At 40.1% G+C, this 23886-nt stretch carries 27 protein-coding genes; 1 reads left to right on the top strand and 26 read right to left on the bottom strand.

Annotated features, from left to right (window positions below; all coding sequences use genetic code 11):
* The 23 genes from ACFS5O_RS11905 to prsW form a co-directional block, all read right to left on the bottom strand.
* Entirely contained in the window at positions 1-591 is a 591-nt protein-coding gene (locus tag ACFS5O_RS11905) for a UbiX family flavin prenyltransferase (protein WP_205726692.1), read from the bottom strand.
* A complete protein-coding gene (locus tag ACFS5O_RS11900; RefSeq protein WP_205726693.1) occupies positions 588-1451 on the bottom strand; it encodes a UbiA-like polyprenyltransferase in 864 nt (287 codons plus the stop codon). Before ACFS5O_RS11900 ends, ACFS5O_RS11905 begins: the two co-directional genes overlap by 4 nt.
* A gap of 16 nt (positions 1452-1467) precedes the next feature.
* The gene (locus tag ACFS5O_RS11895; protein ID WP_205726694.1) at positions 1468-2172 is read right to left on the bottom strand and encodes a demethylmenaquinone methyltransferase; all 705 of its coding nucleotides are present in this window, start codon (positions 2170-2172) and stop codon (positions 1468-1470) included.
* Positions 2173-2176: 4 nt separating this feature from the next.
* Positions 2177-2890 carry a heptaprenyl diphosphate synthase component 1 gene (locus ACFS5O_RS11890; RefSeq protein WP_205726695.1) on the bottom strand — a complete coding sequence of 238 codons (714 nt, stop codon included), beginning with the start codon at positions 2888-2890 and terminating at the stop codon, positions 2177-2179.
* Positions 2891-3040: 150 nt separating this feature from the next.
* Positions 3041-3259 (bottom strand): trp RNA-binding attenuation protein MtrB, encoded by a 219-nt coding sequence (gene mtrB / locus ACFS5O_RS11885; protein WP_198767636.1) that lies wholly within the window; start codon positions 3257-3259, stop codon positions 3041-3043.
* A gap of 12 nt (positions 3260-3271) precedes the next feature.
* Positions 3272-3838: a GTP cyclohydrolase I FolE gene (folE, locus tag ACFS5O_RS11880; protein ID WP_066395691.1), complete on the bottom strand. Its 567-nt coding sequence runs from the start codon at positions 3836-3838 to the stop codon at positions 3272-3274.
* A 332-nt stretch (positions 3839-4170) separates the two neighbouring features.
* Positions 4171-4443, bottom strand: coding sequence for an HU family DNA-binding protein (locus tag ACFS5O_RS11875; protein WP_066241877.1), 273 nt, complete (start codon positions 4441-4443; stop codon positions 4171-4173).
* A gap of 306 nt (positions 4444-4749) precedes the next feature.
* Entirely contained in the window at positions 4750-6228 is a 1479-nt protein-coding gene (gene spoIVA, locus ACFS5O_RS11870; RefSeq protein WP_137789039.1) for a stage IV sporulation protein A, read from the bottom strand.
* A 261-nt stretch (positions 6229-6489) separates the two neighbouring features.
* The gene (locus tag ACFS5O_RS11865; RefSeq protein WP_205726696.1) at positions 6490-7200 is read right to left on the bottom strand and encodes a hypothetical protein; all 711 of its coding nucleotides are present in this window, start codon (positions 7198-7200) and stop codon (positions 6490-6492) included.
* Between the two features lie 14 nt (positions 7201-7214).
* Complete coding sequence (locus ACFS5O_RS11860; protein ID WP_066395702.1) at positions 7215-7415, bottom strand: DUF2768 domain-containing protein; 201 nt, start codon at positions 7413-7415, stop codon at positions 7215-7217.
* Positions 7416-7673: 258 nt separating this feature from the next.
* Positions 7674-7934, bottom strand: a complete 261-nt coding sequence (locus ACFS5O_RS11855) for a stage VI sporulation protein F (RefSeq protein WP_066395705.1) — start codon at positions 7932-7934, stop codon at positions 7674-7676.
* A gap of 114 nt (positions 7935-8048) precedes the next feature.
* On the bottom strand, positions 8049-9074 hold the full coding sequence (locus ACFS5O_RS11850; protein WP_205726697.1) for an NAD(P)H-dependent glycerol-3-phosphate dehydrogenase: 1026 nt from the start codon (positions 9072-9074) through the stop codon (positions 8049-8051).
* Positions 9075-9092: 18 nt separating this feature from the next.
* Positions 9093-9674 (bottom strand): glycerol-3-phosphate 1-O-acyltransferase PlsY, encoded by a 582-nt coding sequence (gene plsY, locus ACFS5O_RS11845; protein ID WP_205726698.1) that lies wholly within the window; start codon positions 9672-9674, stop codon positions 9093-9095.
* Between the two features lie 6 nt (positions 9675-9680).
* Positions 9681-10994: a ribosome biogenesis GTPase Der gene (der, locus tag ACFS5O_RS11840; RefSeq protein ID WP_205726699.1), complete on the bottom strand. Its 1314-nt coding sequence runs from the start codon at positions 10992-10994 to the stop codon at positions 9681-9683.
* Between the two features lie 134 nt (positions 10995-11128).
* Positions 11129-11731 carry a YphA family membrane protein gene (locus ACFS5O_RS11835; RefSeq protein ID WP_205726700.1) on the bottom strand — a complete coding sequence of 201 codons (603 nt, stop codon included), beginning with the start codon at positions 11729-11731 and terminating at the stop codon, positions 11129-11131.
* Positions 11732-11832: 101 nt separating this feature from the next.
* The gene (gene rpsA, locus ACFS5O_RS11830) at positions 11833-12972 is read right to left on the bottom strand and encodes a 30S ribosomal protein S1 (RefSeq protein WP_205726701.1); all 1140 of its coding nucleotides are present in this window, start codon (positions 12970-12972) and stop codon (positions 11833-11835) included.
* A gap of 305 nt (positions 12973-13277) precedes the next feature.
* On the bottom strand, positions 13278-13859 hold the full coding sequence (locus ACFS5O_RS11825; RefSeq protein ID WP_205726702.1) for a lysophospholipid acyltransferase family protein: 582 nt from the start codon (positions 13857-13859) through the stop codon (positions 13278-13280).
* A 1-nt stretch (position 13860) separates the two neighbouring features.
* Complete coding sequence (gene cmk / locus ACFS5O_RS11820) at positions 13861-14535, bottom strand: (d)CMP kinase (protein ID WP_153237929.1); 675 nt, start codon at positions 14533-14535, stop codon at positions 13861-13863.
* A gap of 140 nt (positions 14536-14675) precedes the next feature.
* Positions 14676-14843, bottom strand: coding sequence for a DUF5359 family protein (locus ACFS5O_RS11815; RefSeq protein WP_205726703.1), 168 nt, complete (start codon positions 14841-14843; stop codon positions 14676-14678).
* 58 nt (positions 14844-14901) lie between these two features.
* Positions 14902-15567: a flagellar brake protein gene (locus tag ACFS5O_RS11810; RefSeq protein ID WP_205726704.1), complete on the bottom strand. Its 666-nt coding sequence runs from the start codon at positions 15565-15567 to the stop codon at positions 14902-14904.
* A 319-nt stretch (positions 15568-15886) separates the two neighbouring features.
* A complete protein-coding gene (ypeB, locus tag ACFS5O_RS11805) occupies positions 15887-17236 on the bottom strand; it encodes a germination protein YpeB (RefSeq protein ID WP_205726705.1) in 1350 nt (449 codons plus the stop codon).
* Between the two features lie 17 nt (positions 17237-17253).
* Positions 17254-18126 (bottom strand): spore cortex-lytic enzyme, encoded by an 873-nt coding sequence (gene sleB, locus ACFS5O_RS11800; protein WP_205726706.1) that lies wholly within the window; start codon positions 18124-18126, stop codon positions 17254-17256.
* Positions 18127-18369: 243 nt separating this feature from the next.
* Positions 18370-19050 (bottom strand): glutamic-type intramembrane protease PrsW, encoded by a 681-nt coding sequence (prsW, locus tag ACFS5O_RS11795; protein ID WP_205726707.1) that lies wholly within the window; start codon positions 19048-19050, stop codon positions 18370-18372.
* 91 nt (positions 19051-19141) lie between these two features.
* Between prsW and ACFS5O_RS11790 the strand changes: the two genes are divergently transcribed.
* Positions 19142-20110 carry an asparaginase gene (locus ACFS5O_RS11790; RefSeq protein ID WP_205726708.1) on the top strand — a complete coding sequence of 323 codons (969 nt, stop codon included), beginning with the start codon at positions 19142-19144 and terminating at the stop codon, positions 20108-20110.
* A 235-nt stretch (positions 20111-20345) separates the two neighbouring features.
* Here ACFS5O_RS11790 and ACFS5O_RS11785 read toward each other — a convergent pair whose 3' ends face one another.
* From ACFS5O_RS11785 to ACFS5O_RS11775, 3 genes are all read right to left on the bottom strand, one after another.
* The gene (locus ACFS5O_RS11785; protein ID WP_205726709.1) at positions 20346-21380 is read right to left on the bottom strand and encodes a YpdA family putative bacillithiol disulfide reductase; all 1035 of its coding nucleotides are present in this window, start codon (positions 21378-21380) and stop codon (positions 20346-20348) included.
* A 58-nt stretch (positions 21381-21438) separates the two neighbouring features.
* Complete coding sequence (locus ACFS5O_RS11780; protein ID WP_066395738.1) at positions 21439-22722, bottom strand: Glu/Leu/Phe/Val family dehydrogenase; 1284 nt, start codon at positions 22720-22722, stop codon at positions 21439-21441.
* 246 nt (positions 22723-22968) lie between these two features.
* The gene (locus ACFS5O_RS11775; protein ID WP_205726710.1) at positions 22969-23886 is read right to left on the bottom strand and encodes a D-alanine--D-alanine ligase family protein; all 918 of its coding nucleotides are present in this window, start codon (positions 23884-23886) and stop codon (positions 22969-22971) included.

Genomic DNA, 23886 nt, shown 5'->3' with positions numbered 1-23886 from the left:
TCAGTCTCCCCAGCGTGTAAACAATTCGTGATGTACACCTAAGTTATCTAACACTTTACCTACCAAGAAGTTCACAAGATCGTCCATTGATTTTGGCAGGTGATAAAAACCAGGCATCGCAGGGACAATCTTTCCTCCTGCTTCAGTTACTTTTAACATGTTCTCAAGATGAATCTTATGAAGTGGTGTTTCTCTTGGTACTAAGATTAGTTTTCTGCTTTCTTTCAGCATAACATCTGCTGTACGTTCTAACAGGTTTCCTGAAGCACCATGCGCAATCCCAGAAAGGGTTCCCATTGAACAAGGAATAATGACCATTCCGTCGTTCTGATACGACCCGCTTGCGATCGGTGCATTGAAATCACGAAGCGTGTGATAATGAAAACGATCTTTACCGAATGAAGCAAAGTTCTCTTCTATACAGCGTTCACGGTCCTCTGTATTCCACAATAATTCTTCTCTGAACACTTGCCAACCTGCTTCTGTTACAACAAGATGTAGTTTGTGTCCACTTTTTAAGATCTCTTGAGCAAGTCTTACGCCGTAAACAGCTCCACTCGCTCCTGTTATTCCGATTGTAAAAGTTTTCATATCAACAAATCTCCTACTGAAAAGATAAACATGACCACACTCAAAACACCGTTCATCGTAAAGAAGGCCACATCCAGTTTAGACAGATCATGAGGCTTAACAAGTGAATGCTCATAGACCATGATCGCACCAGATATGAACACACCTAAATAATAGATCCAGCCCATTCCTGATACAACGCCAAGCGAGACAAAAGCTATGAAACTAGCAACATGCAGCCATCTAGCAGTCATCAATCCGTTTGCGATACCAAATGAAGATGGAATAGAGTACAGACCATGTGACTTATCATATTCAGCATCTTGTGTTGCATAGATCACATCAAAACCTGCTGTCCAAAACAAAACACCAATAAATAGCAAAAAGGCTTCAGAACTTAATGTTCCGGTCGCTCCAACCCAACCGCCGAGTGGTGCGATGGCAATCGTCACCCCTAAGACGATATGACACAAATACGTAAAACGCTTCGTATAAGAATAGATAACAAGAAAAAAGACCGCAAGCGGCAAAAGCTTTACGGAAAGTGCATTTAGTTGGTAAGCACTAACGAACAATAAAGCTAGTGAGACGAGAATAAAAAGGTATACTTCGCCCATTTTTAAAAGCTTAGCTGGTATCGCTCTTGTTTTCGTTCTAGGATTTCTTCCATCAATCTCTGAATCTATCGCACGGTTTAAGGCCATAGCAGAACTTCGTGCGCCTACCATAGCGAGTGTGATCCAAATCCATTCCATTAAGGATGGAACTGTCCCCTCTTCCACGAGGTTTCCCATGATCGCTCCAAGAAATGCAAAGGGTAGAGCAAAGATGGTATGTTCAAACTTTATCATTTCTAAAATTATTTTAATTTTATTCCACACACTGCAACGCTCTCTTCTATTGCTGTTTTTTCCCTGTATGCATGGCCGCAGCACCTAAAGCATACGATTTAACTTCAACGTTAGACAAACCTGCTTGTTTGAAAAGTTCTTTCAGTTCTTCTTTTGTTAAAAAAGCTTCTGTTGATTCTTGAAGCCATGCGTATTCTTGGTAACTTTTTGCGAATAATTTACCGAATACTGGCATGATATACGTAAAATAAAACTTAAAGAGCTGCTTGAACACCGGAACCGTAGGATGCGAAGTCTCTAGACACACGACTCTACCACCTGGCTTCACAACGCGTGCCATCTCTTTCAGCGTCTGAAGATAATCGGGAACGTTTCTAAGCCCAAAACCGATCGTAACGAAATCAAAACTGTTATCTTCGAACGGAAGTTCCATCGCGTTGCCATGGATGAAGGTGACTCCAGGAGTTCGGCGTTTTTTTAGCTTTTCGATCCCAACATTAAGCATGTTCTGGCTAAAATCTAGGCCGACTACTTTTCCTTCAGTACCAACTTCTTCAGCAAGAGCGAACGTCCATTCACCTGTTCCACAACAAACATCTAAACATTGATTTCCAGGTTGTACTTTCATTCTTTTCATCGTATCTTTACGCCATTTACTATGCTGTTTAAATGAGATCAGATCGTTCATGTAATCATACTGATCTGAAATCTTTTCAAATACAGAGTGAACCCGTTCTTCTTTACTCAACATCGGATTAACCCTCTCCTAACATTAAGTCATTTTTGTTAGCATCTACCATATTGTATCCTTCTCTATGAAACAACAATGGCATTTCAACTTCTTTGTTCTTAAGTTCCGTCTCGCAAGTCTTGAGGTAGTTCAACTGTTCTTCACTTAATCGTCTTCTCGTATCAAGACTATGATACCTTGACACAAGTAGGTATCTCTCAATAAACGGAATATATGTATAGAGACCAAACGATTCAGCAGCTTTTGTTAATAATAAACTATCTATCTTTTGCACGGCTTTTAAATATTCCACGTTCGTGGTTGAAAACTTGTCCTTATTCTGACTATGTAGATCTGCCTTCAATTCGTTAATTTCCTGAACCGCACTCGATAACTTTGAGACCAGATCTAGATTTTCACAGTGAGATAAAAGTAAGTAGTACAGACTGCTAAAATAATCGCCTGACAATACGACAAGCTGACGGTTCTTTTTGTTCTCGTTAATTCGCTCTTCTAGAATGTCATCATGACGGTCCAATGCAGACTGAATGAGCGTAATCGAACTAAAATACTCGGCTTCTACAGCTTCATCTAATTCAAGTTCACGCAGCAGACAATACGTGATGAATACTTTGGATTCATTAAAGATTGGAGGTTGAAGAAATCGATCCACATAACCGTGCTGCATCAATAAAAGTGTATGCTGTTTTAAACGTTGAATTTGTTCCATGGTGTTCATCAAATCCCTCCAATGACACAGCAAAATTGTGCTTTCTTATTATAACATAGTCGCCAAAATTATTAGGATTCAACCTCTTTTAAAGACATAAAGAAAACTAGGCTTATCTTTAGCCCAGCTTTTTGGCACGTGTACCGCCGAAAGTTATCTTTATGATTCTGTATCTACTTCTCCGTGTTTCGTGTAGATCACTGCTTTTCCTCTAACTTTTACAGCTGAAGTATGCTCAGTGAACTGAGCGATCATCACTTCACCTTTATCAAGCTTTTCAGAATGGTGAAATCTTGTTTCAGTTCCACGCGTTAAGCCGATCACGTTTACACCGTTCTCTTTCGCTTTGATCACGAAAAAATCTAATTCTGATTTCATGAAGTTACCTCCTTAGTTTTTGATTAAACTTAGTACTTCTGCACGAGCCGCAGGATCTTTTTCAAAAACGCCACGAACTGCTGAAGTAACCGTCATAGAGCCCGGTTTTTTCACACCACGCATCGTCATGCACATATGCTCTGCTTCGATCACAACGATTACACCATGAGGTTCGAGAGTCTCTAGCAAGCTGTTCGCAATCGTTGAAGTGATTCTTTCTTGAAGTTGAGGTCGTTTTGTAACAGCTTCCACAGCTCTCGCAAGCTTGCTTAATCCTGTTACTTTCCCACCTTTAGGTATGTATCCGATATGCGCTTTTCCGAAGAAAGGTACGAGATGATGCTCACACATTGAATAGAAAGGAATGTCTTTTACAAGCACTAACTCTTCATGATCTTCTCCAAAAATAGTAGCAAAGTGCTCTTTCGGATCTTGGTTTAATCCTTGGAATACTTCTTCATACATTTTTGCAACTCGTTTTGGTGTATCTATTAAACCCTCTCGTTCAGGGTCTTCACCTATCGCTTCTAATATCATTTTTACAGCTAACTCAATTTTTTCTTTTTGAACTTCTGCCACGCCGGTTGTCCTCCAATTCCATTCACACAATAGAAAAATTTTAGCATAATGAAGAGAGAATAGCAAAAAGAGAAAACCCTTACGCCGTGTGAGGAGTGGATGTAGCGAGTATTTACATGAGTTGAGTTGCCGATAAAATCGGATTTTTGCCGATATATTTTGATTGTTGCCGATATATTCAAATTCTTGCCGATAAAATTAAAATCTTGCCGATATAATCTCATTCTTGCCGATATAATCTCATTCTTGCCGATATATCGTTTCCATCTTCAATTTCATATAAAAAAGACCGTGAAAAATTCACGGTCTTTTTAAGTTGCCCTATGTATCATTTATTTAACAGCGTCCTTAAGGGCTTTCCCTGGTTTGAAAGCAGGAACTTTGCTAGCAGAGATTTCGATCTCTTGACCAGTTTGCGGGTTGCGGCCTTTACGAGCTGCACGCTCACGAACCTCAAAGTTACCAAATCCGATAAGTTGAACCTTATCACCGCTTTGTAGTGTACCAGTGATTGCTTCGAAAACAGCGTCAACTGCTTTAGATGCATCTTTCTTAGAAAGCTCAGCTTGCTCAGATACTGCATTGATTAGATCAGTCTTGTTCATTCCATTCACCTCCTCTCAAGGTACTATTCTATTCACCTTACATCAGCTTTTGAATCATGTTTTGTTCATTTATGTAATATACAAGATTTTACTAATTATATCTGTGACAAGCCTTATATTATACGATTACATTGAGAAATTCAATCTTTTTTAGGCGTTTTTCGCTATTCAACCCTTAAAATTCCTTATTTTTTGACCTTTTTTTACAAAAAATCTTCCTCCTCGAGGTAATAAAGTCACTCCCTTAACACAGGTCATTTGTTCTAGTAAAAAAAAAAAAGACTCCTGTTTATAGGAGTCCCTAAGTTATAAAATAATGGCAATCAAACCGCCTGAACCTTCATTTATAATACGTTCTAATGTCTCTTTTAATTTATATCTTGCATTCTCTGGCATCAATGAAATCTTTCCTTGGATACCTTCTCTTACGATAGAGTTTAGCGATCTTCCAAAGATATCAGAATTCCAGATTGATAGCGGATCTTCTTCAAAGTCTTGCATCAAGTACCTTAACATCTCTTCACTTTGTTTCTCCGTACCGATAATCGGAGCAAACTCTGATTCTACATCGACTTTAATCATATGAATGGAAGGTGCGATCGCCTTCAGTCTTACACCGAATCGAGATCCTTGACGGATGATCTCTGGCTCATCCAGGCTCATATCGGTAATGGCTGGTGCAGCGATTCCATAACCCGTTTGCTTCACCATTCGAAGAGCGTCTGCCACTTGATCATATTCCGTCTTAGCGTAAGCAAATTCTTGCATCAGCTGAAGCAAGTGGTCCTTTCCTCGAATCTCTACGCCCACCACTTCTTTTAGGATCTGATCATACAAGTAATCTGGTGCGAACAAATCGATCTCAGCGATCCCTTGCCCCATTTCAATTCCTGCGAGTCTTGCGTCATCGATAAAATCATAATCCGCGAAGAACCCTACAACTTTATCCACATCACGTAAACGTTTGATGTCTTGAACCGTTTCTCTTACTGCTTCTTCATAGCTTTCACGCAGCCAATGGTTCTCACGAAGGACCATCACCCAGCTAGGAAGGTTTACATTAACCTCAAGCACCGGAAACTCGTATAACGCTTCTCTTAACACGTTGTTAATGTCATGCTCCGTCATCGCTTCAACACTCATCGCGAGTACAGGGATATCGTATTTTTCACAAAGCTCATTGCGAAGTCTTTGCGTATCTGGGTGGTGCGGCTGCGTAGAGTTGATCAGCATGATAAACGGCTTTCCAACTTCTTTCAGCTCTTCAACCACTCGTTCTTCAGATTCCACATAATCGTATCTAGGAATCTCACCGATCGTTCCATCCGTCGTTACGACTACACCAAGTGTGGAGTGTTCTTGAATCACTTTACGAGTACCGATCTCAGCCGCCTCATGAAACGGAATCGGCTCATCATACCATGGCGTGTGAATCATTCTCGGGCCGTTTTCATCTTCGTACCCTTTTGCACTCGGCACCGCATAACCGACTGAATCAACGAGACGTATGTTAACATCTAGCCCATCACCTACATTGATCTTCACCGCATTGTTTGGAACAAATTTGGGCTCAGTGGTCATAATGGTGCGTCCAGCTGCACTCTGCGGTAATTCATCTTGAGCACGTTGGCGTTCTGCTTCATTATCAATGTTCGGCAGCACCACAAGCTCCATAAATTTCTTAATAAATGTGGACTTCCCTGTTCTTACTGCTCCTACTACACCCAAGTAGATATCTCCGCCTGTCCGTTCGGCGATATCTTTGAAAATATCGATTTTCTCCATTCGTTTCCCTCCCGATCCAAATAAAGTTCCGGATGCTAGTCTTGGACAATACATCGTATGATTTTGTCCAATCGATTATGACAAAGGAACGGAAATTTTTATTGGATCCTCGCTTTTCTCGGTTGTATAGTTCCATAAAAACGGGAGGGCGCACTAGAGTGCCTACCGATGAAACTATAAAGCTTGTTTCGTTAAAAGGATTTCCAAAAAAAATCTCTCCGCCTTTTCTATGAATGTATTAGAAAAAGGGAGAGTTCATGCCTATTTTATTAAAAAAATAGGTTTATTATTTTCAACTGTATAAGGAACGGAATAGACAGGCACAAAAAACGAATGAAGCGCTAACAAGTGGCGTATGTCTTCGTGTTTATCTAATTCGTCCTGGTAGCTTGTGATCGCTGCATTTAGATCCTTTCTGTAATCTATAAAAATCTTTGCATCACCATTGACCATCAACGGCAGTTTCTTGCCTGTAAAAGGACTTGTGACGTACGGATCTTCTTTAAAACCTAACTTCTTAAAATCAAGGCTATGCCTGCCTTGTGCTTCTATCTTTTTAAATGGCGGGTAGTCGTTCTCTGCCATATAGATATTTAAAGCAACCTGTATATCCTGAACCTTGTCCGTTAAAACCAGGTCTGCAAGCTTTACAGTCGGCTTTGTCTCTACATCGATCAATACGTATTGAAAGGTTCCACCCTTTTCAAAAGCATTACCTGGAGGTTCTTGCATATATTTTGGAACTAGTTTACTAAAATCGATCAAGTATTTTTGATAGATATCTGTATCTGCCTCTTTTGTTTTGATGGGCAGAACACCCGTATCTTTTTGAAAGCTCTCAACGGCTTGCTGAACCGCAGTAATCTGGTCTTGATACGGAACTCGATTCTGTGTTTTTCTTTCTTCCGGATACAAACATCCTGAAAGTGTAAATAAAAGTAAACATAAAGGAATCCACCATTTTTTAGACATATAGAGTTCCTCCTTTACCCTTGCACAGGTCCGCTGAACACAACGATAACGATTAGAATACCTGCAACGATCATGCAGATCCAGGCGAACAGTGAAACGATCGTCTGAAAAATACCAGATAATTTCGCTCGACTAAACATGATAGAGAAAACAGCAACAAACATTAAACCGATGGCTGATAATGCCACCCACATTTTTAACAAACCTTCACTCATATGTATCCTCCTTGTCCACAGCGTACATTATAGCATAATTCTTGGTATTTCCTTTATTTTTTCGGAATTAGGAATGTTGTATGATTATAAACTTTTTTAAGAAGAAGGAAACATGAATGACATCTTCACGACTTATTAAAAACCAAACAAAAAAACACCCGGGCATGACCGGGTGTTCGACTAAATACTTCCTGTACTCAAGGAACACTTCCATGATTTAGGTGCTTTATCCACTTTAATCAATTTTATAAAATGAGCCTACTTACCTTCAAACATTTTAGATAATGTTGCTAAGTCAAGAGGGATGTTATTGTTAAGAACAGCTTGAACGATCTGATCTTCTTTTTGCTTTGAAACTGCTACTCCCGCCATTGAAGATACTTGGGAAATCAGCATACGAATCGTGCGCTCGTCACGAAGATTTGACCCGCTTACGGATTGAGCAAGTTTAAAAATATCATCTTTTTTTACACTTGTTTTCTTCTCGATCTTATCAAAAAAGTGTTGTTCACGTTCCACCTGAAGTCCTCCTCCCACTTCCTTTTCACCTTATCGTATGCAGGGAGATTGGAAGCGTGAAAGAAAAAAAGGCGATTGCCTAATTTTTTTTAGACATTCGCCTATGTGTGTTTACTAACTTTTTAAAGAAGATACATCTTCCACTTCATGTGTACGAGAACGCTGCATCAGATCGTCAACAGCTTGTTTTGCACCCTTGCCATTGAACAATACATCATATAACACTTGTGTGATCGGCATTTCCACTTCTTCTCGTTTACTCAATTCGTACGCTGCTTGAGTCGTTCTGACCCCTTCAACGACCATGCCCATATTCTCAAGAACATCTTCAAGTTTCATGCCTTTACCAAGCATGTTACCAGCGCGCCAGTTACGGCTATGAACACTCGTACATGTTACGATTAAATCCCCAATTCCAGTCAGACCAGAGAAAGTTAATGGGTTCGCGCCCATATGTGTACCAAGTCGAGCGATCTCAGCGAGACCTCTTGTTATTAAGGCTGCCTTCGCGTTATCTCCATAGCCTAGTCCATCAGAAAGTCCAGCGCCTAGTGCGATGATGTTTTTTAATGCACCACCAAGCTCAACTCCGACAACATCAGGATTCGTGTAGACACGGAAATTTTGGTTTATAAAAAGATCTTGTACGTTTTCAGCAGCCTTCATATTTACAGAAGAAACCGTAACGGTTGTGGGCTGTCTTAAAGACACCTCTTCCGCATGACTTGGTCCTGAGAGCACAACCACAGAATCCAGAACAGTCTCAGGAAGTTCTTCTTCAATGATTTCAGAAATGCGTTTATATGTACCAGGTTCGATGCCTTTAGAAGCATGAACGATTGTAACAGGAGCGTTCAATTCGTTCTTTACTTGTCCGAGTACTTCTCTCATCGCTTTTGTAGGGGTGACGAGCACGATCGTTTCCGCTTCTTTCACACATTCGCTCAACTGAGTTGTTGCTTGTATGTTTGCAGGGAGTTCAACGCCAGGCAAATATTTTTCATTCTTATGATGGTTGTTGATCTCATTGACCTGATCCTCTCTACGACCCCACAAGGAAACGTGATGACCGTTATCAGCCAAAACGATGGCAAGAGCAGTACCCCAGCTTCCAGCACCTAAAACAGCAACTTTATCCATACATGTCACACTCCACTATTAAATTTTACGTTCATTCCCACTCCAGATCCTTGCTATATTTCCACGATGCTTCCAAATTGAAACCATTGAAAGAAGAAAGCTTGCTGATACTGCTTCTAGTGACAGATTAAATTGGTACAACATGAAAAACGGAGTAAGAATTAAAAAAACAATAGAACCTAATGAAACAAATCTGGATACCCATATGGTTATGATTGCGATAACACCTGCTATGAGTGAGGGTAAAAAAGCACTCGCAGCAAAAACACCGATCGCTGTAGCAACACCTTTCCCGCCTTTGAATCCATAAAAGACTGGATAGTTGTGCCCGATTACGGCAATCAGACCACACAGTACTGCGATAAAGGGAGAATTCGTGATCCATAAAGCTATCCAAACAACGAAGATCCCCTTAAAACAGTCTAAGAGCAGTACGGCGATTGCCGGTTTTTTTCCTAACACTCTTAGCGTATTCGTAGCACCGGCGTTACCACTTCCATGATTTCTTATGTCTTCATTTCTCAATACTTTAGTCAGCAGATAACTGAAACTAATACTTCCGATCAAGTAAGAAATAACGAAGAGTACAATCGTCTTCATGGAAGATTAGTCGTTTTTCTTTCTAGCAAAGATCTTAATAGGCGTCCCAACAAATCCAAACGTTTCACGAATACGGTTCTCCAGAAAACGTTTATAAGAGAAGTGGAAAAGCTCAGGATCATTCACAAAGATTACGAACGTTGGTGGCTTTGAAGCCACTTGCGTCGCATAGTTGATCTTCAGTCTCTTTCCGTTATCCATTGGTGCTGGGTTCATCGCAACAGCATCCATGATCACTTCATTCAAGATGTTTGTTTGAACGCGAAGTGAATGGTTCTCAGCCACTTGATTGATAACTGGATACAACTGATGAAGACGCTGTTTCGTTTTTGCTGATACGAAAACGATCGGTGCATAAGAAAGATACAAGAAATGATCACGAATCTTCTGTTCAAACTTTTGCATCGTCTTATCATCTTTTTCAACAGCATCCCATTTGTTTACGACGATGACTACCGCTTTACCAGCTTCGTGTGCAAAACCAGCGACTTTCTTATCTTGTTCGATGATTCCTTCTTCAGCGTCGATGACCATAAGGACAACGTCGGAGCGTTCGATCGCTTTCATCGCACGCATTACGCTATATTTCTCAGTCGTCTCATATACTTTTCCGCGCTTTCTCATACCAGCCGTATCAATGATCACATACTTCTGATCTTCACGCTCAAAACTGGAATCGATCGCATCTCTCGTTGTTCCAGCAATATTGCTTACAATAACTCGTTTTTTACCTAAGATGGCATTTACAAGAGAAGATTTTCCTACGTTCGGTCGTCCGATCAAAGAGAAGTAGATCGTATCGTCTTCTTTCTCCTCAACGACTGTTTCAGGGAAATGGCTTACTACTTGATCTAAAAGATCTCCAAGACCGATTCCATGTGTACCTGATACACCGATCGGCTCTCCCATTCCTAAGCTGTAGAACTCATATAACAACTCTTTACGTTCCGGATTATCGATCTTGTTTACACCTAAAACGACGGGTTTTTTAGATCGGAACAGCATCTTTGCTACTTCTTCATCAGCGGCTGTAATCCCATTCATTCCGTCTACGAGGAATAGGATAACATCCGCTTCTTCAATCGCAAGTTCTGCTTGTTCTTTCATCTGACTCATAAATGGTGCATCACTGATCTCGATACCACCCGTGTCGATCAAGTTGAATTCTGTGTTCAACCACTCAGCAGAGCTATAGATACGGTCACGCGTTACACCTGGCATATCTTCTACGATCGAGATACGATCTCCGGCAATTCTGTTAAAAATAGTAGATTTTCCTACGTTCGGTCTTCCTACTATGGCTAAAACTGGTTTCGTCATGCAGACACTTCCCTTTTTTCCTGATCAAGTCAATCATCAAATTTTCTTTTTTTATATGTTCTATCATTTTCTTGTAATTAGACAAGTCCACTTATTTTAGCAAATTACTTATGGTTTAGACAACTGATTCTCTACTAAATCTGTTTTGCTGAAGTAACCCTTTTTAAAGTCGTTCGTCTTATTTTTTTGAACATATCTACCAATACTACCATAAATAAGAGCATCATAGAAGTTGCCGCAAACAAATCCATCACATATAGAGACCCTATCTCAATTCGGCCAACGAGTCTAAGAATGATGAACTGATAAGCCACATCGCCAATAAAAAGACCGATGGCGATCAAACTGAAGAGATCTTTTTTACTTCTTGCTAACGTAATGGCCAAAATAGTCAGGATTACGAGAATCATGATCTTCTTGTTCACAAACAATTTTACGGGATCGTATAGAGCAAATAGTTCGATCGATACATAAGAGGTTGCCACTATAAAACTGCTAGTAACGAAAAAAAAGAGCTGATGACTATTTTTGATCACATGAATGAAACCCATCAATAAGAAGAACACACATGCAGCATTCATGATTCCTATTGAAAGTTTGATGTTGACACCAGACAATATAATTCCTATAAGCATCATAAAAACACATTGATTTCTGAATTGTCCCTTTTTCATAAGAAAGGTTGAAACAATCCAGCCCATCCACATGAACCAATAAAAAAGTATGCCATCGTTCATCTTTAGTCACCTCGATAGCATTATTGCCACATGATGACCTCTTCTAACCGCAAGAAAAAAAGCTCTCGATGAAATCATCAAGAGCTGCAATAAGTCGAATATTATTTATAACCTTTTAGTTGATCACCAATCATATCAGCTAATGAGAAGCCTTTTTCTTCCTTAGGAAGGTTCTCTTTCAGGTTCGCTTTTTCCTTTTCATCTTGAACTGCTTTCATGCTCAAGCTCATACGCTTATCTTGACTGTTCACTTCAAGAACTTTAACAGAAACTTGCTGACCTTCTTTTACAACCTCACTCGGGTTTCCGATATGGCGGTTCGCTAACTCAGAAATGTGAACTAAGCCTTCGATCCCTGGTGCAACTTCTACAAATGCACCGAACGTTACGATACGCTTCACCGTACCTTCAATGACACTTCCAGCTTGAATGGAAGAACTCGCTTCTTCCCAAGGTCCTGGTTGTGTTTCTTTGATCGACAAGGAAATTCTGTCATTATCGCGATCAACCGATAAAACTTTTACTTTTACTGTCTGACCTTCACTAAGGACCTCTGAAGGATTATCCACACGATTATGTGAAAGCTGAGAAACATGGACTAATCCATCCACACCACCGATATCTACAAAAGCACCAAAGTCTGTTAAACGCTGTACTTTCCCTTCAATGATCTCGCCTGGTGCTAGACGATCTAAGATCTCTTGTTTCTTTGCTACCGCAGCTTCTTCTGTCACTGCACGGTGGGATAAGATAACGCGACCTTTCTCTGCATCTAGCTCTACGATTTTAACAGAAAGTGATTTTCCTTTATAATCAGAAAAATCTTCAACAAAGTGAGACTCGACCATAGAAGCTGGAATGAACGCTCGAACGCCTAGGTCTACCACTAGTCCACCTTTTACAACATCGTGAACCACGACTTCAAACGTTTCTTTAGAATCGAATTTTTCTTCTAGTTCGCTCCATGATTTTTCAGTGTCTACGGCTTTTTTAGAAACAAGAAGCTTGTCCTCTGTATGAGAAAGTACTTTTACCGTGATCTGATCGCCTTCATTCAACACGTCACTTACCTTTTCAATGAAAAGACTTGAAACTTCATTAATCGGTAAAAACGCGTCTTGCTTAGCGCTGATATCCACTAACGCGTGCTTGTCTTCCACTTTTAGTACAGTACCTTTAACGATTTCACCTTTTTCAGCCATAGAAGCATTTGTTAAACTTGTGCTCATTTCGTCTGTCATGTTCGTGACCTCCTCAAAAATTAGAAAAGTAATTTATTGAACTTTCGGTATGAAAGAACATTAACATCGATCATGGAGTTGTTTTTGCAAAGATGCAAACCTTTGAATGTAATTGATTTGCGCTACAGGATGCTCGCTTTCCGCGGGGTGTGCGGTGAGCCTCTTAGCGCTATGCGCTGTTAAGAGTCTCACCTGTCCCACTGATCCCGCAGGAGTCTCGCACCTTACGCTCCAATCAATTTATCAATGATGCCTTTGAAAAAAACAACTCAAAAGTAAATCTTTAAAGATGAAAAATAGTAAGTTTATTCATGCTCTTTTTTTAACTGAGCTATATGTTTCATTATAAGCTCTGTCGCTTCTTTTGCGGAAGCTTTTTGCTCCCGAAAATGTGTAAAGTCGATTGGTTTGCCGAATACAACTTTTAGTTTTTTTCCTTTTTGGTACTCTCCAACGATTGCACAAGGAACGATATGTGCATCAGATTTAAGGGCAAAGAAGCCTGCTCCTGCTAGGCCTTCTCCGATCTCTCCCGTTTTTGAGCGGGTCCCTTCCGGAAACAATCCTACAACTTTTCCCGCTTTCAAAAGATTCATTCCCGTTTTTAGTGCCGTTTTGTCACTCATCCCACGTTTTACAGGGAATGCGTTAATCTTTGGGAGGATATGTTTTAAAACAGGTACGGAAAAGAGCTCGGCTTTCGCCATAAAATGTACGTCTCGTGGAGATGCGACCCCAACAAGAGGTGGATCGTAGTTGTGGATATGATTGGAACATAGAAGTACGCCACCTGTTTTAGGCATATTTTCTGCTCCAACGATTTCTGGCTTATACGTTCCTTTGAAATATGTTCCACAAAGCCATTTTCCGAAAGAATAAAGCATCATTTTACAAAGCCCTTTCTTTTGCATAATGAAGAATGCTTGAAACTACCTCTTCGATCGTCATACTTGTTGTGTCCAGTTCGATAGCATCTTCTGCTTTTCTTAGTGGAGCTACTTCTCTTTCACTGTCGCGTTTATCTCTAAGTGCAATCTCACTTTTTAAAAGTTCGAAATCCGCTTCGAACCCTTTTGTTATGTTTTCTTCATAACGTCTGCGAGCTCTTTCTTCTACAGAAGCAATCAAGAAAATTTTCAACTCTGCGTTCGGCATGACATGTGTTCCGATATCACGGCCATCCATGACCACTCCGCCAGACTCAGCTAAGAGCTGCTGCCTTTTTACCATTTCGGTACGCACTTCTTGCTGTCTTGCAACAAAAGATACATTATTCGTTACTTCACTTGTTCTGATCTCTTCGGATACGTCTTTTCCGTCAAGAAGAACAGCTTGTCCACCATCGGTGATCACTAATTTGATATCTGTATCGTTCAAAACGATTTCTAGTTCTCGTCCATCATTAAGATCTGCTCCCTTAAGAAGAGCTTTATACGTTAATGCTCTATACATGGCACCCGTGTCAATGTAAATGAAAGAAAGACGTTCAGCTACTTGCTTGGCTACCGTGCTTTTTCCAGCTCCAGCCGGGCCATCAATGGCAATTGATAATAATTTTTTCATGTTTCCTCCTACCCCATACCTATGACTATGCATACATAGCAATAAAAAGCAGGTGAGTATCCCCTGCTTTTTTCAGTGTGTAAATCTGAATTTATCAGACTTAATCTATATGTATATTACCATACATGATGTTTAACGGTCTATGGTTTCCAAAGTGGGCTGTTGGTCGTTCTGATGACTCCTTCGTAATAGATGCTCTTGTTTGTATATAATTTAAAGGAAGGAATCTCAAGCAAAAATTGTGCGGCAACTAGTAAAATAAAGTGAACTAAGGCAAGCTGGATCAATATTCGTTCAAATCGTTTCATCAGTACGTCACCTTCTTTTCGGAAGTATTTTTCCCAAAAAGAAATACTCTATACACTTCTATAGACTCACGCTCTCTTTTTTCTTCTTAAGAAGCTGCTGTTCGAAGCAGAATCGGATAATATGTTGACGATCTTTTTGTGTAATCTTCTCAAATTGCAGGGATGCTTTCTCTCGTCCACCTGCTCCCCCATCAAATACTCTTAACACTGTACAATCTAGATCGAGATATAATTTTTCGCCAGATTGCATAGGAAAAACGACTAGACAGTTCAATCGATCCTCGCTCTTGACGCTATGTACAACCGGAAGAGATAGAAGCATCCCTCCTGCACTCAGATCGAGAATAACAGAGTTAAATGGTGGATAAGCATCATCTTGGTTAACAACAGATGTGTCGATCATCGTCTCTACCCTTACGTATTCTCTTCGCTGAATCTTATGTATCTCTTCTTCTTTTGGAGAAGTGATCATCAATACTGGTATATTTTCGATCTTTCTACCTAGAAGTTCTGTTCGAAACGTATAGACGTTCCTCTCTTTATCTACAAAAGAAGCTTTAAACTGTGTTCCATCAAAAAAGTATTCTGTGCGATTTGTTTTCTCGTTACTGGGATAATCAATATAAAGATGATCGTCTTTCACGTCGAACACTTTGCAGCGATATTTATCTTTTTTGTCGGAAAACAACGGTTCCAAATATAACGGTTCACCCACTTTTATCATCAAACTTCCCCCATACATTGCTTACTTATCTTTCTACCTTATTATGACAGTTTCAAAATAAAAGAAAAAGCAAAATTTCAAGTTACGAAATTTTGCTTTTAAAAAAATTTGATCAATCTGTAATAGTAGTAAGTAGTTGATTTCCACTCCAGGCTGCTCGCTTTCCGGGGGGCGTGCGGTGAGCCTCCTCGGCGCTCTGCACCCTTAGGGGACTCACCTGTCCCGCTGATCCCCCAGGAGTCTCGCACCTTCCGTTCCAATCAACTTGTCAATGAAGCAATTAATCCAAACCTTTTTTCACGATAACCATAATTCCCTTTTAAATATCGTTGTAAGATGGCTCTGCTTCTTTAAGCTTTCTTACTTCTTCTTCATTTCCGTTCTCTGCGTTAATGAAGACGCGGAATGTATCATTCCCTAGGATTCCTAGGAATTCGTAACAATACACTTCTTCGTTAATATCGTTTCGAATCAACGCTTTGCTTGTTTCTTTTACCTGGAACTTCGGATTAAGATTTTTTCTTGCTTCTTGTTCAGAAATCTTAAACGTAGGCGTTCTCTTGTCGACGTGAGCAAGAAGGAAGTCTGTGCCTTCATACCCCATGATGTCGCCGTTATCTAACGCTACTTTAACAGATACCGTTTCAGGATAAATTCTTACCCCATTATCGAGTCGAGCATAAGTGAACACTCCGATATTATCGTATTGATCACTCGTTACCATCTCCATTTTACTTTCCATGTGCTTTTTCAAGAAGTCCTCAGCTTGAAGCATCGCTTCATTCAGTGAGATTTTCGCTTTTCCAACATTACGATCATATAAGACATACAGTGGATATCCACCTTTTTTCGTAAGATCCATGTAAGTAGTACCCTTTGTATCTGGGTTATATAACGTTAGTGAATAAGCGTCATATTTAGCATCTTTACCTGTACTTTCTACTGTGATCTTGACGTTTTTCTTTAATTGGAAAAAGTCGATCGCAATCTTCTTTGCTTCTTCTTTTGTAATCTTTTTACCTTTTAATTGGCTAAGATCACGGTCTTTCATTTTCTCCATGTTGGATACTTCAGTTCCAAAGTCAACGTCTGAATACCCTTCCACAGACTTATCAACCGTCTTAAATCCATCAATGATCGTGTTGTCTTCTGGCTGTTTATTTGTTGCTAATGCCATCTCGACATCCATCCAACGCAAATTGTTCTTCTGAGCGAGCGATTCTGTTTTTCTTAACTCGTTTTGAATCTCAGTTGAGTTTGCATACAATTCTTTTAACGTATTATATTCTTTATCACTGAGTGGATTCTTATCTAGATCACGTACTGCTGCTCGATAACTGAATTCACCCATCTTTGTTAAAAATTCCTCCGTCTTATTAAATGGTAATAGCGCTAAAGGCAGTTGACCTACATCATTATGAGCTTCTGATGTTAGTCTCCACACTTGTGCTAAAGCTGGAGATAGCTGATTTCGTGTATTCATAGCGATTGTTTCGCCAATCTTGTCATGAAGTGAATCCATATGGAAGTTCAGATCATGAAAAGCACGTTGATAATTGTTTTCTGCTTGAAGAAGTACAGCATTCTTTTCTTGATGTTCACTGTAGCCCCAATAGCCTGTTCCTGCTACAGCAACGAACAACAGTACAATTAGGATTGTGCGTATCATATCAGTTCACCCCTTTATTAGTTACAGAAAATGTGCTTTCCGATTTTTTTGATTTGAGGACGAGTCCATATCCAGCCTGATGTAGCTGTATCAGGGTTAAAATAGTATTCTGCTTCACCTGTTGGATCCCAACCGTTTAATGCATCCAATACCGCTTTTTTCGCTTGCGCATTTGGCGTCAGATAGATCTGACCATCAGCAACTGCTGTAAATGCTCCTGGTTCGAAGATTACACCAGAAACGGTGTTAGGAAACGAAGCACTATTCACTCGGTTGATGATTACTGCTGCTACTGCCACTTGACCGATATAAGGCTCACCACGAGCTTCACCATATACAGCATTAGCCATCAGATTCACATCGTTCTGCGAATAACCATTAGGAATGTTCTTTGCTGGTTTAACTTGAGCAGGCTTCGCTTTAGGTTTCCCTGCTCCTTTTGCAGTTCCAGCTTTTGGAGTGCCGCTTTTTGCAGTGCCGCCTTTAGCTGCTCCACTTTTTGCGCTTCTTTTCTCACCGCCGTAATATGAGAACTTCTTACCTGTATCAATCTGTCTATTTACCCAAGCTTTATCGTACTTAGAAGCTTTTGCTAACTTGTTCTTTGTTGTTCCACCTGCTAATCCATCGATCGGTAGACCGAACTCATATTGGAAGTTTCGTAATGCCCAATAGGTTCTCCATCCAAAAACGCCATCGATGTTCCCCGTGTAGAATCCTAGATATTGAAGCCTCGACTGAAGTTCAACCACATCTTCACCCGTAGCACCCACTTGAACGACTTGGTTTGAAAATGCTTGTGCATTGTTCTGACCAAATCCAGCTAAAAGCCCAAAACAAAGGGCGATTGCAAAAAATGCTCCCTTTATGTAAGCTGAATTTCTTTTCATGAGAAAGTAAGCCTCCTGTAATTTAATCTCCATTTTTCGTGTTATACAGATATCATTTGTAATCTGTTTTTTTTTATTCAGCTTTCAAAGACTCATGGTTCACAATAAAGAAAACTTGGCTGACGCCAAGCTCTTCAGGTCTGCCTTAGTTGCGCTTATACTATCTACCTTAACTTGTTGCCACGTCGAATGACATTGTGCTAACAAGTTATACTTTCTGATAGTGAAATAAAAAAAGACCGGTTAAATTCCGGTCTTCGCATCTGGATTTGAATATGGAGTTATAGCAGTATTAGCAATTCTTACCTTCCGAAGAGCAAACCACCATAAGAAGATCATAAACGGGAACATATAGAAGAAAATATACTTCGTGCTGGATAGTAACAAGAAGTTAAACATACCGTGTAGCAAAATCGGTAACAAGAGTGAGAGTGTAAGGTAGATCTTCTTCTTTCTGCCTGTTGAGAATTTCCCTTTGCCTAAATAGAAGCCCATGATCACTCCAAACAAAGCATGACCACTTACAGGGAGAAGTGCTCGGACTAATGCTTCTTCAATTCCAAACGTATAGAGGTAAAAGATGTTTTCTAAAGACGCAAATCCTAAAGACAGCGCAGTTGCATAAACGATTCCATCATATGGTTCGTTGAACTCTTCATGAAGATATGCCCCATAGAACACTAAAAACCATTTGAAGAACTCTTCAAGTGTGCCACTAACAAAAAAGGCCTCAACAAAGGAAGGTACGTTCATCTCTTCGGTAATTCCAAACTGAATAACCATGATTGGAAAGACGAGTAGAACGCCAAATATATATACTTTGACCACCAATGATAATGGTTCGGTCTCATATTTATCTTTTAGATAAAAAAAGGATAATAGAGCAATAGCCGGAGCCACCGCTGCAGAAATTACAGCTAGCATGTCCTGCCTCTTTTCTACTGTTTTTTTATATCGTAACATGATATTTTAAGAAGTGGAATAGCGAACACCAAGAATAAGGAGGGCGGTCATCTTGAAAAAGATATTATTAATCCATACTGGCGGCACGATCGCTATGGAAGAAAACAAATCCACAGGCGGCGTTAATACGAAAGAGACTCATCCACTCGAGGCAACCCTCAGAGAACTGTCTGACATAGCAGAAATATCGGTGAAAAATTATGTGAATCTGCCATCTCCTCACATTACTCCTTCCCATATGCTGGAGTTAGCGCAATTTATTACTTCACAAACGAATTCCGAAAAGTTCGATGGAATTGTCATCACTCACGGAACAGACACGCTTGAAGAAACAGCTTATGTATTAGATCTTGTACTGCAAACATCAATCCCCGTGATTGTTACAGGAGCAATGCGATCAAGTAACGAGCACGGTTCAGATGGACCATACAATCTGATCTCATCTGTAAGAGTCGCGTGCGAAGAACAATCATTAGGCAAAGGCATTCTTGTTGTATTTAACGATGAGATTCACGCTGCTAAAAATGTAACGAAAACGCACACGAGTAACATCGCAACATTCCAAAGTCCTCAATATGGACCAATTGGTATCGTAACTAAACGAGGAGTTCTTTTCCATCACACACCTATTCGTTCCAGCTTCTTTCATGTGAAGAACTTTTCTAAGAACGTCGTTTTACTTAAAGCATATGCAGGCATGGACGGTAATTTGATTCAAGCTGCAACGAACAAAGCAGATGGGGTTGTAATCGAAGCATTAGGTCAGGGCAACTTGCCTCCAGCAACAGTACCTGCCTTAAAAGAACTCATTTCTAATGGCATCCCTGTCGTACTCGTATCAAGATGCTTTAACGGAATCGCTCAAGACATTTACTCTTATGAAGGTGGAGGAAAGCACTTAAAAGAAATTGGCGCCATTTTCTCAAACGGACTAAACGGTCAAAAAGCACGATTAAAACTTATGATCGCCTTAGAAAATACGAGTGAACCCGATCAGTTGCAACGACTATTTCTTCAATAACAGATTAATTTTGGATATCAGAAGATACCAAGCAGGGTATAAAACTGAATAATTGCTGACTTATTCAAATTTATTTCAAGAAATTTTGAGCGTAATCCCGCGAGATTTTGCATTAATCCCGCGAGTTTCATCCTTATATCAGCGAGTCGACAATAAATGACAGGTTTAACCTGAACAATACTTTCCATCGTGGCACACAACAGCTAACAAACAAAAAACCGATAACATACAATTGTTATCGGTTTTTATCTCTTTTCTCTATCGTTTCAGCGATTACTTTCCCGTGAAACCTTCCATTCTCAATAAATATCTCATTTGCATTGTTACCAGCAGCAATGACTCCTGCGATAAATAGTCCTTCAACGTTCGTTTCCATCGTATCTTCAGAAAAAGATGGTCGTCCCGTTTCTTTATCGATGTCTACACCCATCTTGGATAGAAATGAATGATCAGGGTGATAACCGATCATGGCAAACACAGCATGAAACGGATGATACGTTTCAGATCCATTATCTCCTTGTGTCACATACATGCCGTCTTCGGTTATCTTATTTACGCATGCATCGAAAGTCATCTGAATACTACCTGCTTTTACGCATGCTTCAAATTCCGGAAGTACCCATGGTTTTATACTCGGTGAGTAATGACTTCCTCTGTAGAAGACGTGAGGACGTGCACCTGCTTTTTGTAGTTCTAACGCTGCATCGATGGCAGAATTTTTTCCACCGATCACAGCTACATCAAGATCATAATAAGGATGGCCTTCTTTAAAATAATGATGAACATGTGGAAGGTTTTCTCCTTCGATGTTCAGTTGATTTGGGTTATCATAATACCCTGTTGCGATGATGACAAATTTGGCATCGTAACTCATCGTTTCATCTTTACGATTGGTTGTTTCAATTTTGAACGTTCCATCAGATTGTTTGGTCACAGATTTTGCTTTTTCAAATGTTCGAACTTGAAGGTTATTCCTTTTAACTACTTCACGATAGTACGTTAGCGCATGAATTCTTTTGGGCTTTCGTTGTTCGTGAACGAAAGGAAAGTTGCCGATCTCAAGTTTTTCACTCGAGCTAAAAAATGTTTGATGGGTTGGATATTGATAGATGGTGTTGACTACGTTTCCTTTTTCAATCACACAATACGAGATTCCTTTGTTCTGTAGTGCAAGAGCTGCAGCCAATCCGCACGGCCCTCCACCAATAATACAAACGTCTATATTCACTTTTTCATCACTCCAAAAAACACTGTTATTCTTACTTAGCATGCCAAAAAAAATCTCCTATCATCATATGATAGGAGATTTAGTATGAGTTTGCAAAAATTTAAATCCAGCCTCTGAAACGTGATGCTTCAGCCATCTTACGAACACCAACCATATAAGCGGCTAGTCTCATGTTCACTTTTCTGTTCATAGCTGTTGTATAAACGGTCTCGAACGATTTTACCATCACTCGTTCAAGCTTCTCTTCTACTTCTTCTTCTGTCCAGTAATAACCTTGATTGTTCTGTACCCATTCAAAGTAAGAAACGGTTACCCCACCTGCACTTGCTAAAACGTCTGGCACTAAAAGAATTCCTCTTTCAGATAAGATTCTTGTCGCTTCAAGTGTCGTTGGCCCGTTCGCTGCTTCAACTACGATCGAAGCTTTGATCTGGTTTGCATTCTTTTCGGTGATTTGGTTCTCAATCGCTGCAGGTACTAAAATATCACAATCAAGCTCTAACAGTTCCTGATTTGTTATCGTATCTTTGAACAGCTTTGTAACAGTTCCAAAGCTATCACGGCGTTCAAGCAGATAATCGATATCTAACCCCTCTGGGTCATATAGACCACCGTACGCATCCGAGATCGCGATAACTTTTGCACCAGCATCATGCATGAATTTAGCAAGGAAGCTTCCCGCGTTACCGAATCCTTGTACGACTACACGAGCACCTTCAAGCTGGATACCTTTTTTCACTGCTGCTTCACGGATACAGATTGTAACACCTTTAGCTGTAGCTGTTTCACGGCCATGGGATCCACCAAGTACAAGTGGTTTCCCTGTAATAAATCCAGGAGAATCAAACTCTCTGATTCTGCTGTATTCATCCATCATCCAAGCCATGATCTGTGAGTTTGTAAATACGTCTGGAGCCGGAATATCTTTCGTCGGTCCTACTAACTGACTGATCGCTCTTACATAGCCGCGGCTTAATCTTTCAAGTTCTCTAAATGACATTGTACGCGGATCACAAATGATTCCGCCTTTACCTCCACCGTATGGCAAATCAACAATACCAGCTTTTAAGCTCATCCAGATTGATAGCGCTTTTACTTCTGTTTCTGATACATTCGGATGAAAACGAACGCCGCCCTTGGTTGGACCAACAGCATCATTATGCTGGGCACGATATCCTGTAAAAATCTTTGTACTTCCATCATCCATCTTGACCGGAATTCGAACGGTCAACATACGAATCGGTTCTTTTAATAACTCATAAACTTCGGAAGAGTATCCTAATTTATCGAGCGCATCCGCGATTACGGATTGCGTGGATTGGAGTACATTGTCATTTTCATGATGATTGTCGGATTTTTGGTCTGTGTTATTTTGGGCTGTCATTTGTTTACCTCCCATATTCGTCACCTCTAGAGTTTAGTCAAGCTTCATCGTCAGTATACACCTTTGTATAAGCAAAGAGAAGAGAAAATTAGTGATTTTCGCCTAAAAAGTAAACGCTTTCTTAAGTCACGGACTGTTGAGAAAATAGCTAATTTTCTGCCAATATACCTATGTGGCATGTCCACTGCTTTCTATTATGTAATCTCCACCCCGAACGGAAGGTGGAGATTATATTATTGTTCCATGTTACTTTTTTAAAGATAGCTCGATTAATTTTTCAATCATTGAAGGATAATCCATTCCGACCTCTTTCGCTGCATCTGGAAAAAGGCTAGTCGGCGTCATGCCTGGTAACGTATTGACTTCTAAGATAACAGGTTCTGAACCGTCATGAGGTACGATAAAATCAACACGTGAATACACTTCACACCCTAAGACTTCATGTGCACGTACTGCTTGTTCTTGTAGTTTAGCTGTTGTATTCTCGTCTAGTCGTGCAGGAACATAATGGATACTACCACCTTCTGCATACTTAGACTCATAGTCATAAAAAGCATTCTTTGGTTCGATCTCGACAACAGGAAGTGCCTTATAGTTGTCATGTTCCCCCATAACAGCTACGGTAACCTCTTTCCCGCTTACGAATTGTTCAACGAGAATCGTATCATCATGCAAAAAGGCTTCAGCGATTCCTTTTAAAAGTTCATCATGATTTTGTGCGATAGTTAGACCAATTGTTGATCCTTCTCTGTTCGGTTTTACTACTGCAGGAAAATCGAAAGAAAGTTCTAACTGCTTTTCATCATATGATTTTCGATAGAGCACTTTTTCTTTTGCGATATTAATGCCAGCATCTTTAAAGAACTGTTTAGATTTCGCCTTATCCATAGCGATTCCTGATGCTAGAGCACCTGAACCTACGTAAGGAATTTCCATCATATCTAAAAGACCTTGTAACCTTCCATCTTCTCCATACTTTCCATGAAGTCCTAAAAATACAACGTCAGCTTCAAGTTCTAACAATTCTTTAAGTCGTGAAGGGTGAAAGTCAATTCCTGTTACTTCATGACCTTTGCTTTCAAGCGCAGAGATGATCTGTTTTCCTGTTGATAAGGATACTTCTCTTTCTGCAGAAACACCGCCATATAATACTGCTATTTTCAT

It is taken from the genome of Fictibacillus nanhaiensis, assembly GCF_042686385.1.
Taxonomy (GTDB): Bacteria; Bacillota; Bacilli; order Bacillales; family Fictibacillaceae; genus Fictibacillus; species Fictibacillus nanhaiensis.
This window is presented reverse-complemented; position numbering and strand designations above follow the sequence as displayed.

Excerpts from the sequence above, each read along its gene's own strand:
- ACFS5O_RS11775 (WP_205726710.1), bottom strand. The coding sequence starts at position 23,886 with ATGAAAATAGCAGTATTATATGGCGGTGTTTCTGCAGAAAGAGAAGTA.
- ACFS5O_RS11895 (WP_205726694.1), bottom strand. The coding sequence starts at position 2,172 with ATGTTGAGTAAAGAAGAACGGGTTCACTCTGTATTTGAAAAGATTTCA.
- plsY (WP_205726698.1), bottom strand. The coding sequence starts at position 9,674 with ATGAAGACGATTGTACTCTTCGTTATTTCTTACTTGATCGGAAGTATT.
- ACFS5O_RS11850 (WP_205726697.1), bottom strand. The coding sequence starts at position 9,074 with ATGGATAAAGTTGCTGTTTTAGGTGCTGGAAGCTGGGGTACTGCTCTT.
- ACFS5O_RS11815 (WP_205726703.1), bottom strand. The coding sequence starts at position 14,843 with ATGAAACGATTTGAACGAATATTGATCCAGCTTGCCTTAGTTCACTTT.
- ACFS5O_RS11835 (WP_205726700.1), bottom strand. The coding sequence starts at position 11,731 with ATGAACGATGGCATACTTTTTTATTGGTTCATGTGGATGGGCTGGATT.
- mtrB (WP_198767636.1), bottom strand. The coding sequence starts at position 3,259 with ATGAAATCAGAATTAGATTTTTTCGTGATCAAAGCGAAAGAGAACGGT.
- ypeB (WP_205726705.1), bottom strand. The coding sequence starts at position 17,236 with ATGATACGCACAATCCTAATTGTACTGTTGTTCGTTGCTGTAGCAGGA.
- prsW (WP_205726707.1), bottom strand. The coding sequence starts at position 19,050 with ATGCTAGCTGTAATTTCTGCAGCGGTGGCTCCGGCTATTGCTCTATTA.
- rpsA (WP_205726701.1), bottom strand. The coding sequence starts at position 12,972 with ATGACAGACGAAATGAGCACAAGTTTAACAAATGCTTCTATGGCTGAA.
- ACFS5O_RS11785 (WP_205726709.1), bottom strand. The coding sequence starts at position 21,380 with ATGCTAAGTAAGAATAACAGTGTTTTTTGGAGTGATGAAAAAGTGAAT.
- ACFS5O_RS11825 (WP_205726702.1), bottom strand. The coding sequence starts at position 13,859 with ATGATGCTTTATTCTTTCGGAAAATGGCTTTGTGGAACATATTTCAAA.
- ACFS5O_RS11875 (WP_066241877.1), bottom strand. The coding sequence starts at position 4,443 with ATGAACAAGACTGATCTAATCAATGCAGTATCTGAGCAAGCTGAGCTT.
- ACFS5O_RS11905 (WP_205726692.1), bottom strand. The coding sequence starts at position 591 with ATGAAAACTTTTACAATCGGAATAACAGGAGCGAGTGGAGCTGTTTAC.
- ACFS5O_RS11890 (WP_205726695.1), bottom strand. The coding sequence starts at position 2,890 with ATGAACACCATGGAACAAATTCAACGTTTAAAACAGCATACACTTTTA.
- ACFS5O_RS11860 (WP_066395702.1), bottom strand. The coding sequence starts at position 7,415 with ATGAGTGAAGGTTTGTTAAAAATGTGGGTGGCATTATCAGCCATCGGT.
- spoIVA (WP_137789039.1), bottom strand. The coding sequence starts at position 6,228 with ATGGAGAAAATCGATATTTTCAAAGATATCGCCGAACGGACAGGCGGA.
- sleB (WP_205726706.1), bottom strand. The coding sequence starts at position 18,126 with ATGAAAAGAAATTCAGCTTACATAAAGGGAGCATTTTTTGCAATCGCC.
- der (WP_205726699.1), bottom strand. The coding sequence starts at position 10,994 with ATGACGAAACCAGTTTTAGCCATAGTAGGAAGACCGAACGTAGGAAAA.
- ACFS5O_RS11780 (WP_066395738.1), bottom strand. The coding sequence starts at position 22,722 with ATGACAGCCCAAAATAACACAGACCAAAAATCCGACAATCATCATGAA.
- cmk (WP_153237929.1), bottom strand. The coding sequence starts at position 14,535 with ATGAAAAAATTATTATCAATTGCCATTGATGGCCCGGCTGGAGCTGGA.
- ACFS5O_RS11810 (WP_205726704.1), bottom strand. The coding sequence starts at position 15,567 with ATGATAAAAGTGGGTGAACCGTTATATTTGGAACCGTTGTTTTCCGAC.
- ACFS5O_RS11865 (WP_205726696.1), bottom strand. The coding sequence starts at position 7,200 with ATGTCTAAAAAATGGTGGATTCCTTTATGTTTACTTTTATTTACACTT.